This is a genomic window from Flaviramulus basaltis, assembly GCF_900114265.1.
GTDB lineage: Bacteria > Bacteroidota > Bacteroidia > Flavobacteriales > Flavobacteriaceae > Flaviramulus > Flaviramulus basaltis.
In genome coordinates this window covers 36,253-51,817 of the sequence record NZ_FPKV01000002.1, presented here as the reverse complement: position 1 = coordinate 51,817, position 15,565 = coordinate 36,253, and the positions used below count along the sequence as shown (strand labels likewise).

Here is a 15,565-nt window from a genome sequence, read left to right as displayed (position 1 = left end):
AATCTTGATATTTTAAATTATGAAGTACTTATTATCTTTCATAGTACTTATTCTTACTACCATAAATAGTCATTCTCAATCAACTCCTGAAGACAAATTTGGGGCTTGGTATATGATTGATGGTAATCATGTAATTTCAGATAAAATCAGTATTAAAACTGGTTTTCAACTTCGCTCATTTGAAGTTCTTGATAACATGAACCTCCTATTCTATTACACAGGAGTAAACTATCATTTAAACAAAAAAGCAACTTTATCACTTGTGTATTGTTATTTAGATATTGATAAGAGTTATTCTATTTCAGGAGAAACTCATTTATATGAAAATAGACCTTACGAACAAATAAGCTATAAACAAGAAGCCTTTAATTTACCCATATTACACAGATTAAGACTTGAGCATCGGTTTTTAAACTTTAAACATAATCATACAGATTTACATAGATTGCGTTATAGATTAGGAACAAAAATTGACTTAAATAAAAGCTTGTTTTTCACAATTAATAATGAATTTTTTGCGAATTTAAAAGATGAAGTTTTTACTGAAAATCGATTTTATGCTGCTATAGGCATTAATATTTCAAAATCAAATAACATACAAATAGGTTACTTAAACCATGAGATTAATAAACAAAACTTAAACCGCTTGCAAGTTGGGTTATTTTTTAAAACAGATTTTAGAAAGAAGTAAAATTAATTTAACCGTCTTTGCGAAGAGTATTTATCGACTTAGCAATAACGTTAATCACTATAAGTCCAAGCTACAATACGCGATATTTTATTGCCTTGTCCCATATTAATCGTTTTAATATTTGTTGCTCCTAATTTTTTTAAAGAAGCATACATACCTTTTACTAAGTCTTTTTTAGATACTAAAGTTGTAAACCAAACACATTGTTCTTTAAACAATGAACTTTCATATAAATAATTATGTATAAAAGCCTTTTCACCGCCTTTGTACCACAATTCATTTTTTGTACCAGAAAAATTCCTAACAACTTTGTCTTCTGCTTTATTTAAACCTTTTAATTTTCTTGTGGTCGCTTCTAAAGCTTCTTCTTCCGATTTATAAAATGGCGGGTTACATATTGACACTGAAAACTTATCTTCCTCAACTAAAACACCTTTAAAAATTTGTGAAGAATCTTTTTGATGTCTTAATTTTATATAGTCGCTCAAGTTATTTTTATTAATAATATTTTGGGCGTATTTCAGTGAATTTTTATCAACATCTGTGGCAACAAAATTCCAGTTATATTCAGCATATCCTAAAATAGGATAAATGCAACTTGCTCCAGTTCCAATATCTAAAACACTGATTTTATTAGTAATGTTTGATGCTTTTAGCAACTCTGAAATATGATGAATATAATCTGCACGTCCAGGAATTGGCGGACATAAATTACTATCTGGAAAATCCCAAAAAGTAATATTATAATATTTAAATAATAAAGCTGTATTCAAAGCTTTTACTGCTTTGGGGTTAGCAAAATCTATAGTTTTTGTTTCATATTTGTTTACAAATACAAATGGCAATAAATCTGGGTATATTTTACATAAAGCCTCTAAATCGTATCCCGATTTATGCTTGTTTTTTGGATGAAAATTTGAGTTTGTTTTAATCACTTTTGAGTTATTAACATACTATTTATGTGTACAAACTTAATCATTTGAAACTTTTAAAATAGATTTAAGTATCTAAAATGAATCTTTTATCTTCGTAAAAAAATTGAAGATGTTAAAAGCAGTTATTTTTGATATGGATGGTGTAATTATTGATAGCGAACCTATGCATAATAAAGCTTATCATGATATGTTTGATGAAGTTGGCATAAATGTATCAAACGAACTTTACGAATCGTTTACAGGACAATCTACCATAAATATTTGTAAACGATTATGCGATTATTTTAATCTTGAAGAATCTCCAGAAACATTAGTAGCGTTAAAACGTAAACACTACAAACAATTTTTTGAAAGCAACTCAGACCTTGGTCTTATTGATGGGGTTTTAGATTTAATAAAAGATTATCACAGTAATGGTTTAAAATTAGTTTTAGCGTCTTCGGCTGCTATGACTAGTATTAATCAAATTTTTGACCGGTTTGAGTTAAACCCATATTTTATTGCAAAATTTAGTGGAGGTGATTTAAAACAATCTAAACCGCATCCTGAAATTTTTATTAAAGCTGCTAAAGCAACTGGTTTTAGTAATAAAGCATGTATAGTTATTGAAGATTCTACCAATGGTATTGAAGCTGCCAAGGCTGCCAATATTTTTTGTGTTGGTTATGATAGTTTTCATTCTAAAAACCAAGATTATACAAAAGCAGATATGGTTATTAAAGATTTTAAGGAGATAGAATTTAACAAAATAAATAATATTATAAATTAAAAAAGAGGGCTTCCACCCTCTTTTAAATTATTTAATATTAAGCATCTTTTTTACCTCCAAACAATTTTTTTCGGAAACCGCCAAACATGGCTACTGCTCCAATTGCAATAAACTTCCAGAATTTTAATATTACCGCAAAAAAACCAACTTTTGCTAATATTTTACCTGCAATAAGTCCGCCAATACCATAGGCTGCTACTTTATCAATATCTGGATTAAAATCTGAATATCTATTTCCTGGAGAAAACTCAACACTTTGTAAAATATTATCTCTGTCTTTATTAAAAGTATCCAACATGGTAATATCTCCAATAGCATTTAAATTAAGATAGCCTTTACGCCCTAAAACTCTAATATTATAGTTTAAAGTATTTACATCATAATCTTCAAACTTTAATTCTTTGGCCCAATGTAATTTTTTGTTTTCTTGGTCGTAATATGGTGGTGATGCCCAACCAACTAATTCAATTGTTGGATAACCTAACTCTGTACGTTCAGGATTACCTGTTATAGCATCTTCTTGCATTTCTTCTAGCAAATCATCATAATCTAAATCTTCAGCTTCATCATCTTCAATATAACCTTCTTCGGCATATTCAATTTCTACAGCATAAGTAAAATCATCATGCATAGGCGTCATATCTTCAGGAAATAGTAATCCTATTGGTTCACTTGGTGGATTACCCCATAAATCGCTTAATACACGTTTACTCTGTTCACCATCTAAAAACTTAAATCCTTCTGGTACATTAAGAATCGCTAAACCATCGCCAAGTACTACTTCGCCTCGTTGATAGGTAAATGTTTTGTTAATACTATCTAAAGCTTTTTGGTATTGTTCTAAATCAAAACTTAAAGAATCTGTTTCTTGTTGAGCATGAATTTGCATTGAAATAAACATTAATAATACTGCGGTAATTTTTCTCATAATATTGGTTAATTTAGTCATGGTTTAAGTTTTAAAATTAACTTTTTTATTTAATTACCCGAATTTTCCTGCTTTTTTTTAATGATATTTTTTAATCGTTCTTTTCGTAATGTCTCTTCTGCTTTCTTTTTATTTTTCTTTTGAGACATTAATTTTGAATGTTTCGCTTTGTTTTTAGTGTTTTTATCACGTCCTGTTTTTGCCATAATATTGCGATTATTGTTTGCCTTTTAATAATGTGTTTTGCTCTTCCATAAGTTCTGTTAATTTTGATAACAACTCAATATCCTTTGGAGTTGCTACAGTATCATCTTTTGTATCCTGTGCTCGGTTTCTTAATCTGTTCATAAACTTAACCACAATAAAAACAGTAAAGCCTATTATTAAAAAGTCCAGCGTAGCTTCTCCTAAAGCACCATAACCAATAGCAACTTCTTCAGTTTTTATTGTTCCGTCTATATTTTGAACTGCTTCTTTTAAAATAATTTTTTTATTATGAAAATTAACTCCTTCTGTAAGTAATGATAGTGGTGGCAACATAACCTTTTTTACTAATACATCTATAACTTTATTAAATGCAGCACCAATAATAATACCTATTGCCATATCCATCATATTACCTTTTACAGCAAACTCTTTAAACTCTTTAAATAATTTCATATTTATTACTGTTTTTAATATCAACTGTAAATATAATTAGATTGATTTTTAATCATAGTTTTATGATGTTTTTTTTATCTGCTTAAAATAAGATATTCTATATTATCTGTTAAAAAGGATATATTTTTTATTATCTGCTAAAAAAAGTATATATTTGATATATAATTATATGAATAAATGACAAGTATCATAACGGGAGATATTATCAATTCAAGAAAAAGCGAGCCAAAAAAATGGTTAGACGCACTTAAAAACACATTAATTAAATTTGGTGACGAGCCTAAAATTTGGGAAGTTTTTAGAGGGGATAGTTTTCAATTGGAAGTAAAACCAGAAGATGCTTTGTATGCTTGTGTTTTAATAAAAGCCACAATAAAGGAATTTAAAAATATTGATGTTAGGCTTGCTATTGGCTTAGGTGAAAAAACATATAATTCGGAAAAAATAACAGAATCTAACGGTAGTGCTTTTGTTAATTCTGGAGAATGTTTTGAAAGTATGAAAAAAAATACGCTTTCAATTAAATCTAATTTTGAAGATTTTGATATTAAGCTAAACATCATGTTAGAACTCGCGCAATTAACTATGAATAGTTGGACTAGCACATCTTCATCCATCATAAAAAAGTCGTTAGAAAACCCCGAATTAAATCAAAAGCAAATTGCAAAATTATTAAGCAAATCTCAAAGCAATATTAGCGAAGGTCTTAAACGCGGTGGCTTTGATGAAATATCAAAATTATTAAACTATTATAAAACCCAAATACAAACGCTATGATAGCTTTAGCCATTAAATTAATATTAGCACATTTTATTGGTGATTTTTTATTACAACCAGAAAAATGGGTACTTCACAAAGAAACACATAAGCATAAATCTAAGTTTTTATACTGGCATATTTTAGTGCATTTAGGCGCTTTAATATTGGTATTACAGGCCGATTTTAATTATTGGTTAGGCATCTTAATTATTATTATAACGCATTATATTTTTGATGTTATAAAATTGCATCTTAAACCTAAAGTAAATAATAGACTTTTATTTGCTTTAGACCAACTAACGCATCTATTTATAATTGCTTTGGTAGTGAGCATTTACGAACCTTATGTGTTTCATATTGATATGCTTTACAAACCGTCAATTTTATTATTAGTTACAAGCATATTAGGTGTTACGGTGGTATCCTCAATAATAATGAAAACTATTATCTCAAAATGGTTTTTAAAAGAAGATAATAATGAAGAATCATTAGAAAATGCTGGTGCTTACATTGGTATGCTAGAACGCCTGTTTGTTTTTGCGTTTATAATTACGCAACATTGGGAAGGTATCGGGTTTTTAATAGCAGCAAAATCCGTTTTTAGATTTGGAGATTTATCTAAAGCTAAAGACAGGAAGTTAACTGAATATATATTAATTGGTACCTTATTAAGCTTTGGTTTAGCTATTGTATTTGGTGTTTTCTACGAGTATGTTAAAAGCCTAATTTAGGTTTTTGATAAAATGGCATGGCCAAAATTTATACTATATTCTACACACCAAACCATAACATATTTGTAGATATCAAAATCTACATTATCTGGTAATGTGTATTCATAATCACCATCAAGGCCTTTTAGAACACCTAAACTTATAAAAGTGTTGGCATTCGTACTTGTCGCTAAATACATTTCTAAAACCGGTCCAGAATCCGTTTTAAAACCTTTTATATTTAAAATGGTTTTTTCTGGGTTAACACTAACCATACCCATAGTTGGATGTGCTGCAGAAACAAAATCACCTCCATAAATCGCATTTGTAGTCATCTCTTCACCCATCATTTCATCATCCATCATTTCCTCTTCTTCCATGACTTCTTCATCCATTTTCATTGGTGAATTATCAGATGAACATGCGCTAAAAAACATTGATGACACAAAAAATAATAAAAACAGTCTCATAATAAGAAATATTAAAGTTGGTTTACTTTCTGTCGCAAGAAAATTAAAACATTACACTTTTTATATTATTTTATGCTATTTACTGTAATATTTAGAATAACCTCTATAAGCGAAAAAGCCTAAAATAGTGACAATAGCACATGCAAAACCTATAAATTTAAGACTTACAATTTGGTCACCACTAGCATAACTATGCAATCCTGCTAAGTAAAAATTTACTCCAAAATACGTCATCATTATACTTGCAAAAGCAATTATTGAGCATAAATTAAAAAACCAACGTCCGCGAAGTCCAGGAACTAATCGCATATGTATTACAAAAGCATAAACCATAATACTAATAAGCGCCCAAGTTTCTTTTGGATCCCAACCCCAATAACGTCCCCAACTTTCGTTTGCCCACATACCTCCTAAAAAGTTACCTATAGTAAGCATTACCAAACCTACTGTTAAAGACATTTCGTTTATAATGGTAAGTTCTTTTATATTCAAATCCATTTTTAACTTATTCTTTTTGGTGGTAAATATCATTAAGAATAACGATACCACACCTAAAATCATACCTAAAGTAAACGGACCATAACTTGCCACAATAACAGCAACATGAATCATTAACCAATAACTATTTAAAACGGGTTGAAGGTTTGCAATTGCAGGATCCATCCAATTCCAATGTGCAATCATTAAAATCATAGAGGTTACAAAAGCTGTTGAAGCGATAGTTAAATCACTTTTTCTTCCAAAAGCTAATCCAAAAAACATAGTTGCCCAAGCTACATAAATCATAGACTCATAGGCATCACTCCACGGCGCATGACCAGAAATATACCAACGCACTATTAAACCTGCTGTATGTAATATAAACAAACCTAAAATGATGAATTTAAATACTGTTACTGCAACGTTTACTGGTTTTCTTTTGTCATTAAAAATTTGAACAATAAGCAAAATAAAAAGCAAGGTACCAGCATACATATACCAACTAAACAACTTTTTAAAAATGTCGTATTTATTATAAAGCACTTCGGTTTTTATTTTTTTGTCACTTAACATTACAGAACCACCATATTTATGCTGTGTTTTTTTGAATGATTCTAATAATTTTGAAGCTTCAGAAAAATCGCCTGTTTGTTTTGATTTATTTAGAGTATATAAATACACTCCAAAACCATTTTTTATGAAGTTGCTATATAATGAATCTTCTATTTTATGGTTATCTTTTCTATAATCATAAGTTGAAATCCACTTGTTATTTTCATCATTAGGTATTGGGAATATTTTTAAAGACATTCCCTGTATTGTATTGTATAACAAACTAATGCGCTGATCTGTTTCTTTAATCTTTTTTTGATAACCGTTTGGAACCGTTACACTATACGCATCATCTAAATATGGCGTTAGTTTATAAGAACCATCATCATTTAAAAAATCACTTAAAGCAAAAAGTTTACCTTCTTTACCTAAACCCACAATAGTTCTTAAGGAGTCTGTTTCCAATGGTCTTAAATAAATAATTGGTACATTATACCAAAGCATAGGGCTTTCTTGTATAGACAAGAATACTTGGTTAGCATCAAACCCCTCGTAAGTATCACTTTTACTTAACTTCCGAAGCATTTCTGATGCATAAGTATTTACAGGCATCATACGTCCGCTAAGGTCTTGTATTACTAAATTCCCAAATTCATCAGCATGCTTTTTGGGTGTAATATTAGCTTTTAAAATAGAATCAATTTGAGCCTTCCTTGGTTTTGAATGATTATGACCATCATTTGCAGAATGTGTTTGCGAAAATCCATGTAACCCGAAACACAATAATATAATTGTTAGCGCTTTTACTTTTTTAGTTTTAACTTTTTCTAGCTGATTTTTTAAATCTCCAAAACGAGAATATTTACTAAATAGAATGGCCATTAATCCAAAATAGAGCATAAAATAACCCAAATAGGTAATTAAAGATCCCCAATAATCGTGATTAACAGATAGAATAGTTCCTTTTTCATCAGGATCAAAACTAGATTGAAAAAAGCGGTAGCCACCGTGATCGAGAATATTATTCATAAAAATCTTATAATCATAGTTTTCACTTTTGTCATCTAAAACAGTAACCTCACTTGAATAAGCTGAGTAACCACGTTCTGTTCCAGGATAACGTTCTGCTTCAAAATCATTAAGTTTTAAAGAAAAAGGTAACTCTAGTACTTTAGATCCATATTTAAAAGCAAAGTCTAACCCGCCAACTTTAATTTGTTCAAAATTACCATTAATTCCTTTTCCTCCTAGTAAACCTATTTTTTGGGTTTCACCATTTGTAGTGACTTTTAATACTAATCCGTTTTCGTCATTTTTTAATAATTTCGATTTTTGAACAATATCAAAAACACCTTTTACAACAGGTTTTGGAAAAACCATTTGCATATTACCAATCACATATCTAGATCGCAAGTATAATGGTTGTAAGCTATCTTTTATCAACTTACCTTGAGCCATCGTTGCCATAGTCATGTACTCACCTTCAAAAGGTGAATTTATACTTAGTGAATCGCCTTGGTAAGTTAAATTTATAGCGCCATCTGTTGGTTTATTAAGTGCGATAAGTACATTATGAATACTTTGCACCTGCCCTACTTTTAAAAAATGATTATGTGGACCATTTTGTCCAGCTTCAACAATTTTTAAGTACTCCTCACCATCTTCATTAGGAATAATATCTTGTTCTGCACCAACTATAAACTTTTCTAATTCAATAGAAACTGGTTGCTTATTGTATTTGGTATCTATTTTAAAATCATTCTTTAAACGTCCAGAAAAATCTACTTTCTTTTCTATTGGTAACCGTTGCGGAACGCCATCAATTTCATAATCTCCGTCAATATATGTAGTTATATAAGTATTACTTGATAAAAACGTGTTTTCGGTAGCACCTTCACGAATAGCCATCATACCTTCAAAACTTGCATAACGCGTAATAAAAGCACCTAGCAAAATAAAAATAAACGCTAAATGCAAAATAAAAGTTGCCCATTTTTCTTTTTTATACAGTCTAAACCTAAAAACATTACCAACAAAATTAATAACAAAAAACACCATAATGGCTTCAAACCACCAAGCGTTATAAATAAGATTTCTTGTGTAAGGTGTTGGAGATGTGTCTTGTCCTGCATCCAAAAAAGTACCTGTAGCCATTGCAGCAGCAAATACAATAAATAAAGTAGCAGTTAGTCGGGTTGAGAAAAGAATTTTTCCGAGTTTTTCTAGCATAATTTTAGCCCTTTTAAAAGGTCGTGCAAATTTAAGGATTTAAGTTTATTTTTAAGTGTTAAAGTATTTAAAAAAAGAGCAAAAGTTACTCTTGTCTAGCCACAAAAATTTTTAGATAAAGAAATGTTCCCATTTTTCTGGCTCGTCTTTTCGCGTTTTCCGCATAATCTCCTTCAAAAAGCTCATCTATTGTTTGATACCAAAGGTTTAGCCACAATCCAAAATGTAATTCTGTAATTTTATTACTGTTTTCTTTATCAACTTTTATATGTGCTTCTAAGGGGTTTCCTAAATACTTTGTTTTTAAAAACAAACTTGATTCCCAAAACGTTGTAAGTTGCTGTAAATGTGCATCCCAATCTTTAATAGTATTATTAAAAAAAGGTCCTAAAATAGTATCTTTTCTAACTTTATTATAAAATGAAGATACTAATAGAAATACATCTTCTCGCGTTTTAACATCTTTTTTGACCATCCTAAACAAAGATAAATTATAGGTTTATAAATATACTATTATTAACTATTTTAGCAATATGATTTCAGTAGTAATTCTTGGCGCAGGCAATGTTGCAACACATTTATTTAAAGCTTTTAATAAAGCAGAAAACGTATCTGTTATTCAATGGTTTAATAGAAGTTTAGATACTATAAATCAATACAAAAACAAAGTTGATATCACTAACGATTTAAACAATCTAAAAAATGCAGATGTTTATATTTTAGCCGTAAGCGATGATGTTATTGAGGAGCTTTCCTCAAAATTACCTTTTGAAAACAGACTCGTAGTTCACACATCTGGTAGTGTTAGTGTTTATGATATTGATAAAAAGCAAAAACGTGGGGTTTTGTACCCTTTACAAACTTTTAGTAAAAATGCTAAAATCGATTTTGCTAACGTACCTATTTGTATAGAAACCATAGATAAAAAAAACTTTCCGCTTTTAAAAGAATTAGCATTAAGTATTGGTAGTCCTATTAAAAAAGTTAATAGTGACCAGCGTAGAGTATTACATTTAGCAGCTGTTTTTGTGAATAATTTTACAAATCAGTTATATAGAATTGGGCATGAAATTACAGAAAGTGAAGGTGCAGAATTTGATTTATTAAAACCTCTTATTTTAGAAACTGCAAAAAAAGTTCAAGAAATATCGCCATATATGGCGCAAACTGGTCCCGCAAAGCGCAATGATAAAAAAACGATAAAAAAACATTTAAAGATTTTAAAAAGCGAACATCACAAGGATATCTATAAACTCCTAACGACCTCAATACAACTAACCCATGGAAGAAAAAAGCTATAAAGAATACTTAGAACATATTACTACATTTATTTTTGATGTAGATGGCGTGTTAACCGATGGTACTGTAACTGTAACTACAGAAGGAGAGTTACTTCGTAGTATGAACATGAAAGATGGTTATGGCATTAAAACCGCTATAAATATGGGATTTAATGTGTGTGTTATTTCTGGAGGTACAAATGAAGGGGTGAAAATTCGATTAGAAGGATTAGGTGTTTCTGATATTTATTTAGGAGCACACAACAAAATAGAGCAACTAAATGATTATTTTAATAAAAAGAATATTAAATCTGAAAACGTATTATATATGGGTGATGATATTCCAGATTACCCTGTTATGAAAGTTGTTGGTTTGCCAAGTTGCCCACAAGATGCAGTGCCAGAAATAAAAGGCATTTCTAAATATATCTCACATAAAAAAGGAGGCAAAGGTGCTGCGCGCGATGTTATTGAGCAAGTCCTAAAAGTACAAGGAAAATGGAATGGTAATTTTGATGCTATGTATGATTAGTGAAAAACACTAAAATTGGAAAGAAAAAGCAGAAGACATAGTACAGGTTTTGGATACATTGGTTTTGGTAATAATCAAAATGTATTTAACCAATATACAACAAAAGCTTTTTCTAGTTTAAAAGAGAAACTCAACAAAGAAACACACTTACATTTTCAATTAGACTTTCTTCATAAAACACTCTCAAAAGAAGAAAAAAACATCATAAAAAATAAAATTAGAAAACAAGAAAAACAAAAAACATTAAAGGCACTAGTATTCTCTTTTATCTTATTAATTATTGTGCTGTTTTTCATTAAATTATTAATAAGCAATATCATGGCAAGATTTTAAATTTAACCGAATGTACGCAATTTTAAATCTCATCCGCTGGAAAAACTTATTAATGATTGCCCTTGCGCAATTACTTGTTAAATATGCACTTTTAGAACCTTTTGGAGTTCAAACAAGTTTAGATAGTTTTGGGATTTTGCTATTAATTCTTGCTACTATTTGCATTGCAGCAGCAGGAAATATAATAAATGATATTAATGATGTTGAAACCGATTTTATAAACAAGCCTAATAAAATTATTATTGGAAAATCTGTTTCAGAAAAAACGGCTTATAATCTTTTTATAATCCTTAATTTAATTGGCGTTGGTATTGGTTTTTACTTGTCACATTCTGTAAATAGATCACCTTTTTTCTCAATATTTGTGGTTATATCGGCTTTACTTTATGTGTATGCAACGTATTTAAAACGAACACTATTAATTGGCAATATTATAGTTTCCATATTAGTTGCATTGAGTCTTATTATTGTTGGTATTTTTGAATTATTTCCGGCTATAACTTCTCTAAACCAGCAAATTCAATTTACCTTTTTTAAAATCATTTTTGATTATGCTGTGTTTGCATTCATCATTAATTTGCTTAGAGAAATAGCTAAAGATATAGAGGATATTAATGGTGACTATAAAGCAGAAATGAATACATTACCAATAGTAATTGGAAGAGTACGTGCTAAAAATGTTTTAGCAGTATTAAATTTTATTCCGCTATTAGGTATCACTTTTTATATCGTTTCAAACCTTTACAAACAACCCGTAGCCGTTGGCTATTTTTTATTATTTGTTATTGCACCGCTACTCTACACAAGTATTAAAACATTTAGTGCAGAAACTAAAAAGGAATTTAATCATATAAGTAATATGTACAAATTGGTTATGCTTTTCGGGATGCTTTCATTACTTTTATACAAGTATGTAATTCTTAATTAATGCTAAACGACAAACTTAAAAACTATCATCTTATTTTAGCTTCAGGTTCACCTAGAAGACAAGAGTTTTTTAAACATTTAGAGTTAGATTTTGAAATTAGATTAAAGCCTGTAAAAGAAGAATATCCGCCTCGCTTAACACATTTTGAAATTACTAATTACCTCGCGCAATTAAAAGCTTTACCATATAAAAAAGAACTAAAACCTAAAGATATTTTAATTACTAGCGACACCATAGTGTGGCATGAAAATGAAGCTTTAGGAAAACCAAGAGATGAAGATAAAGCCTTCAATATTTTAAAATCGTTAAGTAACAAAACGCATGAAGTGATTACATCAGTTTGTTTTACAACAACAAATTTTGAAAAGACATTACACAACATCACAAAAGTGACTTTTAAAGATTTATCTGATGAAGAAATTTTATATTATATAAAATCATGTAAACCTTACGATAAAGCTGGTGCTTATGGCATTCAAGAATGGATTGGATTAATAGGTGTTACCAAATTAGAAGGCTCGTATTTTAACGTTATGGGGTTACCTGTTCACCTCGTTTATAAAACGTTAAATACCATTGTAGAAGGTTACTAAGTTTGTAATTTTATAACAAAACACAACATGTTTAAAAGAATTATAAAAGCTGAAATATTATTTTGGGGTATTCTTGGTGTAATAATATTACTTACGTCTTGCAAGAAACAAAGCAATGATGTTTCATATAATTCGGCAATTAAAGTAAAAACTACTCAAGCAAAAGAAAAGCTTTCTTCAGAATTTAAAAACTATTGGTATTCAAGTGAAGCTGAAATTTCATCATATAAATTAGAACAAGCTCGGTATGGTGAAATACGAGAAGGTAAAGCTGTTTTAGTTTATGTAACAGAAGATTTCTTAGCAAACAAACAAGTAAAAGCAGATTATAAAAACCCTGAAAACATACCTGTTTTAAAATTAAATGCCACAAAAAACTTTATTACTGGTATTTACCCGTATTCAATAATGCAGAGTACTTTCTACCCTGTTTCAAATAATCAACATGCTGTAAAAGTATCTGCTTCTGTTCAAGAATGGTGTGGTCATGTTTACACACAACTTAACAATAGAGAACAGTTTCAAATCACTTCTCACTCCTATTTTGAAAGTGAAGCTGATGAACATTTTAATTTAGAAAAATCTATTCTAGAAAATGAATTATGGACGCAATTACGCATCAATCCAAAATCTTTACCAATTGGAGAGTTAGAAGTAATTCCTTCGTTTGAATATACACGATTACGTCATGTTCCAATTAAAGCTTATAAAGCATCTGCTAAATTATCAAACAATATATACTCAATTAATTATCCAGATTTAAATAGATCGCTTACCATAAAATTCAACCCAAATTTCCCTTACGATATTATAGAATGGGAAGAAACCTTTAAAAGCGGCTTTGGTAGTAATGCCAAAGTTTTAACAACTAAAGCAACCAAGTTAAAAACTTTAAAATCTGCTTACTGGGAAAAGAATAAGAATAAAGATGAAATTCTTAGAGAAACACTTCAACTAAACTAAAGCTTTTTCATTTTGTAATGTATCTTTGTATTAAATTTTAATACGCATATTTATGTTTAAAAACACTTATCAAGATGAATTTATTATAACTGGAATTGTGCTTATTTCATTACTAATAATACGATTCATTACTAATTTCACTATAACAAAAATTGCAAAAAAAAATGACATTAATGATGCTAGAATAAGGCTTATTAGAAGGTATGTAACTGTAACTATTTTTTTAATTGCTTTATTAATTGAAGCCTTTGTTTTTGGTGCTGAATTTAAAGAATTAGCATTTTTATTTTCTTCAATATTTGCAGTTATAGGTATTGGTTTATTTGCTATTTGGTCCATTTTAAGTAATATTACCTCTGGCATTATTATGTTTTTTAACTTTCCATATAAAGTGGGAGATAAAATTGAAATTCACGACAAAGATTTTCCTGTAAGAGCCATTATTGAAGATATTAGAGCCTTTCAACTTCATTTAAGAACTGAAGAGGGTGATTTAGTAACATACCCAAATAATTTAATGTTACAAAAAGCAGTTACTTTAATAGAAAAAGACGCAATAGTCGAGATGTTTGAAGATGATGCCGAAGCGGTATAAATATTACCTATATTTATAATATTAATTTTTAAAATGGCTAAAAAAAGAATCCAACATTCTAAAAAAAAGATAGGACAAATACCTGGAAGTATTATATACACTGGAGAAAAGTCAAATCAAAAATTATTTATTGAAGCTTTTGATTACAATAAAGACAAATGTATAGTAAAAGAACTTCTAAATGTTGAAGAGTGTTTTAACTTTGAAGAAGGCTCAATTACATGGATTAATATTAACGGTTTAAATCATGTAAATGCTATTGAAAAAATTGGAGAGCATTACGAATTACATCCTTTAGTACTTGAAGATATTGTTAATATATCTCAACGACCTAAAATAGATGAATATGATGATTATATGTTCGTAGTGTTAAAAATGCTTTATTACGATGCAAACGAAAAAATAATTTCTGAACAAGTAAGCTTTATTCTTGGCAAAGATTATGTACTATCGTTTCAAGAATCTGAAGGTGATGTTTTTGATGAAGTTCGAGAACGCATTAAACAAGCCAAAGGAAGAGTTCGAAGCATGGAAGCCGATTATTTACTTTACATTTTAATTGATGCCATTGTAGATCATTATTTTAGTGTCATTGAAGTTTTAGGTGATAAAATTGAAGATTTTGAAACCGCTATCTTTTCAGGTGATGTTGCAGATGATGTTAGCCAGAATATTCAAAACTTAAAAAGAGAAATTTTAAGAGTTCGTCGTGCTATATTTCCGCTTCGCGACATCATAAATCGCATTGAGAAAAACGAGAACCCATTAATCCAACAGAAAACAATCACCTACTATAGAGATGTTTACGACCACTTAATTCAAGTGTCAGAAAACATTGATATTTACCGTGAAATGATTTGGAGTTTAATGGATATGTACATGACTAGTATTAGTAATAAAATGAATGAAGTTATGAAAGTACTTACCATAATGGCTTCTATCTTTATTCCTCTAACATTTATAGCGGGTATATATGGTATGAATTTCGAATATATTCCTGAGCTTAATTATAAATATTCATACTTCGTCCTTTGGGGAGTTATGATTGCTATTTTTATTAGTATGATAATCTATTTCAAGCGTAAAAAGTGGCTTTAATTTATGTCATTTTGACATTTAAAAATGTGATTACTCTAAAATAATCGCATGGTATATTTT

19 protein-coding genes are annotated in these 15,565 nt (G+C 29.3%); 12 read left to right on the top strand and 7 right to left on the bottom strand.

Going from position 1 to position 15,565, the window contains the following annotated elements; all coding sequences use genetic code 11:
- The first annotated feature begins 19 nt into the window (after positions 1 to 19).
- Entirely contained in the window at positions 20 to 691 is a 672-nt protein-coding gene (locus BT151_RS06865; protein WP_072401073.1) for a DUF2490 domain-containing protein, read from the top strand.
- A 50-nt stretch (positions 692 to 741) separates the two neighbouring features.
- On the opposite strand, the gene rlmF is transcribed toward BT151_RS06865, so the two are convergent.
- A complete protein-coding gene (gene rlmF, locus BT151_RS06860) occupies positions 742 to 1,626 on the bottom strand; it encodes a 23S rRNA (adenine(1618)-N(6))-methyltransferase RlmF (protein ID WP_245794754.1) in 885 nt (294 codons plus the stop codon).
- A gap of 109 nt (positions 1,627 to 1,735) precedes the next feature.
- Between rlmF and BT151_RS06855 the strand changes: the two genes are divergently transcribed.
- On the top strand, positions 1,736 to 2,395 hold the full coding sequence (locus tag BT151_RS06855; protein ID WP_072401072.1) for an HAD family hydrolase: 660 nt from the start codon (positions 1,736 to 1,738) through the stop codon (positions 2,393 to 2,395).
- Between the two features lie 37 nt (positions 2,396 to 2,432).
- Here the strand turns inward: BT151_RS06855 and BT151_RS06850 are convergent, their stop codons facing one another.
- Genes BT151_RS06850 through mscL form a run of 3 tightly spaced genes read right to left on the bottom strand, consistent with a single transcriptional unit; the run spans position 2,433 to position 3,983 of the window.
- Complete coding sequence (locus BT151_RS06850; protein ID WP_084647896.1) at positions 2,433 to 3,344, bottom strand: DUF2167 domain-containing protein; 912 nt, start codon at positions 3,342 to 3,344, stop codon at positions 2,433 to 2,435.
- A 29-nt stretch (positions 3,345 to 3,373) separates the two neighbouring features.
- Positions 3,374 to 3,529, bottom strand: coding sequence for a hypothetical protein (locus tag BT151_RS18580; RefSeq protein WP_171946618.1), 156 nt, complete (start codon positions 3,527 to 3,529; stop codon positions 3,374 to 3,376).
- A 10-nt stretch (positions 3,530 to 3,539) separates the two neighbouring features.
- Positions 3,540 to 3,983: a large conductance mechanosensitive channel protein MscL gene (gene mscL, locus BT151_RS06845; RefSeq protein ID WP_072401071.1), complete on the bottom strand. Its 444-nt coding sequence runs from the start codon at positions 3,981 to 3,983 to the stop codon at positions 3,540 to 3,542.
- A 177-nt stretch (positions 3,984 to 4,160) separates the two neighbouring features.
- Between mscL and BT151_RS06840 the strand changes: the two genes are divergently transcribed.
- On the top strand, positions 4,161 to 4,760 hold the full coding sequence (locus BT151_RS06840) for a SatD family protein (protein ID WP_072401070.1): 600 nt from the start codon (positions 4,161 to 4,163) through the stop codon (positions 4,758 to 4,760).
- Positions 4,757 to 5,473: a DUF3307 domain-containing protein gene (locus BT151_RS06835; RefSeq protein WP_072401069.1), complete on the top strand. Its 717-nt coding sequence runs from the start codon at positions 4,757 to 4,759 to the stop codon at positions 5,471 to 5,473. The genes BT151_RS06840 and BT151_RS06835 overlap by 4 nt, the downstream gene beginning before the upstream one ends.
- Here the strand turns inward: BT151_RS06835 and BT151_RS06830 are convergent.
- The 3 genes from BT151_RS06830 to BT151_RS06820 form a co-directional block, all read right to left on the bottom strand.
- On the bottom strand, positions 5,470 to 5,922 hold the full coding sequence (locus tag BT151_RS06830; RefSeq protein ID WP_072401068.1) for a DM13 domain-containing protein: 453 nt from the start codon (positions 5,920 to 5,922) through the stop codon (positions 5,470 to 5,472). The two genes, BT151_RS06835 and BT151_RS06830, sit on opposite strands and share 4 nt — an antisense overlap.
- A 75-nt stretch (positions 5,923 to 5,997) precedes the next feature.
- A complete protein-coding gene (gene ccsA / locus BT151_RS06825) occupies positions 5,998 to 9,183 on the bottom strand; it encodes a cytochrome c biogenesis protein CcsA (RefSeq protein ID WP_072401067.1) in 3,186 nt (1,061 codons plus the stop codon).
- A gap of 85 nt (positions 9,184 to 9,268) precedes the next feature.
- Positions 9,269 to 9,658, bottom strand: coding sequence for a group III truncated hemoglobin (locus BT151_RS06820; protein WP_072401066.1), 390 nt, complete (start codon positions 9,656 to 9,658; stop codon positions 9,269 to 9,271).
- 58 nt (positions 9,659 to 9,716) lie between these two features.
- Here BT151_RS06820 and BT151_RS06815 point away from each other — a divergent pair, with 58 nt between their 5' ends.
- From BT151_RS06815 to corA, 8 genes are read left to right on the top strand one after another with little or no spacing between them, the layout of a single operon-like run.
- Positions 9,717 to 10,484 (top strand): Rossmann-like and DUF2520 domain-containing protein, encoded by a 768-nt coding sequence (locus BT151_RS06815; RefSeq protein ID WP_072401065.1) that lies wholly within the window; start codon positions 9,717 to 9,719, stop codon positions 10,482 to 10,484.
- Positions 10,465 to 10,995 (top strand): KdsC family phosphatase, encoded by a 531-nt coding sequence (locus tag BT151_RS06810; protein ID WP_072401064.1) that lies wholly within the window; start codon positions 10,465 to 10,467, stop codon positions 10,993 to 10,995. The genes BT151_RS06815 and BT151_RS06810 overlap by 20 nt, the downstream gene beginning before the upstream one ends.
- 15 nt (positions 10,996 to 11,010) lie before the next feature.
- The gene (locus BT151_RS06805) at positions 11,011 to 11,328 is read left to right on the top strand and encodes a hypothetical protein (RefSeq protein ID WP_072401063.1); all 318 of its coding nucleotides are present in this window, start codon (positions 11,011 to 11,013) and stop codon (positions 11,326 to 11,328) included.
- Between the two features lie 10 nt (positions 11,329 to 11,338).
- The gene (locus BT151_RS06800; RefSeq protein ID WP_072401062.1) at positions 11,339 to 12,256 is read left to right on the top strand and encodes a geranylgeranylglycerol-phosphate geranylgeranyltransferase; all 918 of its coding nucleotides are present in this window, start codon (positions 11,339 to 11,341) and stop codon (positions 12,254 to 12,256) included.
- Positions 12,256 to 12,849, top strand: coding sequence for a Maf-like protein (locus tag BT151_RS06795; protein WP_072401061.1), 594 nt, complete (start codon positions 12,256 to 12,258; stop codon positions 12,847 to 12,849). Before BT151_RS06800 ends, BT151_RS06795 begins: the two co-directional genes overlap by 1 nt.
- A 27-nt stretch (positions 12,850 to 12,876) precedes the next feature.
- On the top strand, positions 12,877 to 13,812 hold the full coding sequence (locus tag BT151_RS06790; RefSeq protein WP_072401060.1) for a septum formation inhibitor Maf: 936 nt from the start codon (positions 12,877 to 12,879) through the stop codon (positions 13,810 to 13,812).
- A 52-nt stretch (positions 13,813 to 13,864) separates the two neighbouring features.
- Positions 13,865 to 14,407 carry a mechanosensitive ion channel domain-containing protein gene (locus BT151_RS06785; RefSeq protein WP_072401059.1) on the top strand — a complete coding sequence of 181 codons (543 nt, stop codon included), beginning with the start codon at positions 13,865 to 13,867 and terminating at the stop codon, positions 14,405 to 14,407.
- Between the two features lie 33 nt (positions 14,408 to 14,440).
- Positions 14,441 to 15,505 (top strand): magnesium/cobalt transporter CorA, encoded by a 1,065-nt coding sequence (gene corA, locus BT151_RS06780; protein WP_072401058.1) that lies wholly within the window; start codon positions 14,441 to 14,443, stop codon positions 15,503 to 15,505.
- Positions 15,506 to 15,565 lie beyond the last annotated feature (60 nt).

Bases quoted from the DNA above. Each gene is read 5' to 3' on its own strand.
- BT151_RS06865 (WP_072401073.1), top strand. From the start codon at position 20: ATGAAGTACTTATTATCTTTCATAGTACTTATTCTTACTACCATAAAT.
- BT151_RS06855 (WP_072401072.1), top strand. From the start codon at position 1,736: ATGTTAAAAGCAGTTATTTTTGATATGGATGGTGTAATTATTGATAGC.
- BT151_RS06850 (WP_084647896.1), bottom strand. From the start codon at position 3,344: ATGACTAAATTAACCAATATTATGAGAAAAATTACCGCAGTATTATTA.
- BT151_RS18580 (WP_171946618.1), bottom strand. From the start codon at position 3,529: ATGGCAAAAACAGGACGTGATAAAAACACTAAAAACAAAGCGAAACAT.
- mscL (WP_072401071.1), bottom strand. From the start codon at position 3,983: ATGAAATTATTTAAAGAGTTTAAAGAGTTTGCTGTAAAAGGTAATATG.
- BT151_RS06840 (WP_072401070.1), top strand. From the start codon at position 4,161: ATGACAAGTATCATAACGGGAGATATTATCAATTCAAGAAAAAGCGAG.
- BT151_RS06835 (WP_072401069.1), top strand. From the start codon at position 4,757: ATGATAGCTTTAGCCATTAAATTAATATTAGCACATTTTATTGGTGAT.
- BT151_RS06830 (WP_072401068.1), bottom strand. From the start codon at position 5,922: ATGAGACTGTTTTTATTATTTTTTGTGTCATCAATGTTTTTTAGCGCA.
- ccsA (WP_072401067.1), bottom strand. From the start codon at position 9,183: ATGCTAGAAAAACTCGGAAAAATTCTTTTCTCAACCCGACTAACTGCT.
- BT151_RS06820 (WP_072401066.1), bottom strand. From the start codon at position 9,658: ATGGTCAAAAAAGATGTTAAAACGCGAGAAGATGTATTTCTATTAGTA.
- BT151_RS06815 (WP_072401065.1), top strand. From the start codon at position 9,717: ATGATTTCAGTAGTAATTCTTGGCGCAGGCAATGTTGCAACACATTTA.
- BT151_RS06810 (WP_072401064.1), top strand. From the start codon at position 10,465: ATGGAAGAAAAAAGCTATAAAGAATACTTAGAACATATTACTACATTT.
- BT151_RS06800 (WP_072401062.1), top strand. From the start codon at position 11,339: ATGTACGCAATTTTAAATCTCATCCGCTGGAAAAACTTATTAATGATT.
- BT151_RS06795 (WP_072401061.1), top strand. From the start codon at position 12,256: ATGCTAAACGACAAACTTAAAAACTATCATCTTATTTTAGCTTCAGGT.
- BT151_RS06790 (WP_072401060.1), top strand. From the start codon at position 12,877: ATGTTTAAAAGAATTATAAAAGCTGAAATATTATTTTGGGGTATTCTT.
- BT151_RS06785 (WP_072401059.1), top strand. From the start codon at position 13,865: ATGTTTAAAAACACTTATCAAGATGAATTTATTATAACTGGAATTGTG.
- corA (WP_072401058.1), top strand. From the start codon at position 14,441: ATGGCTAAAAAAAGAATCCAACATTCTAAAAAAAAGATAGGACAAATA.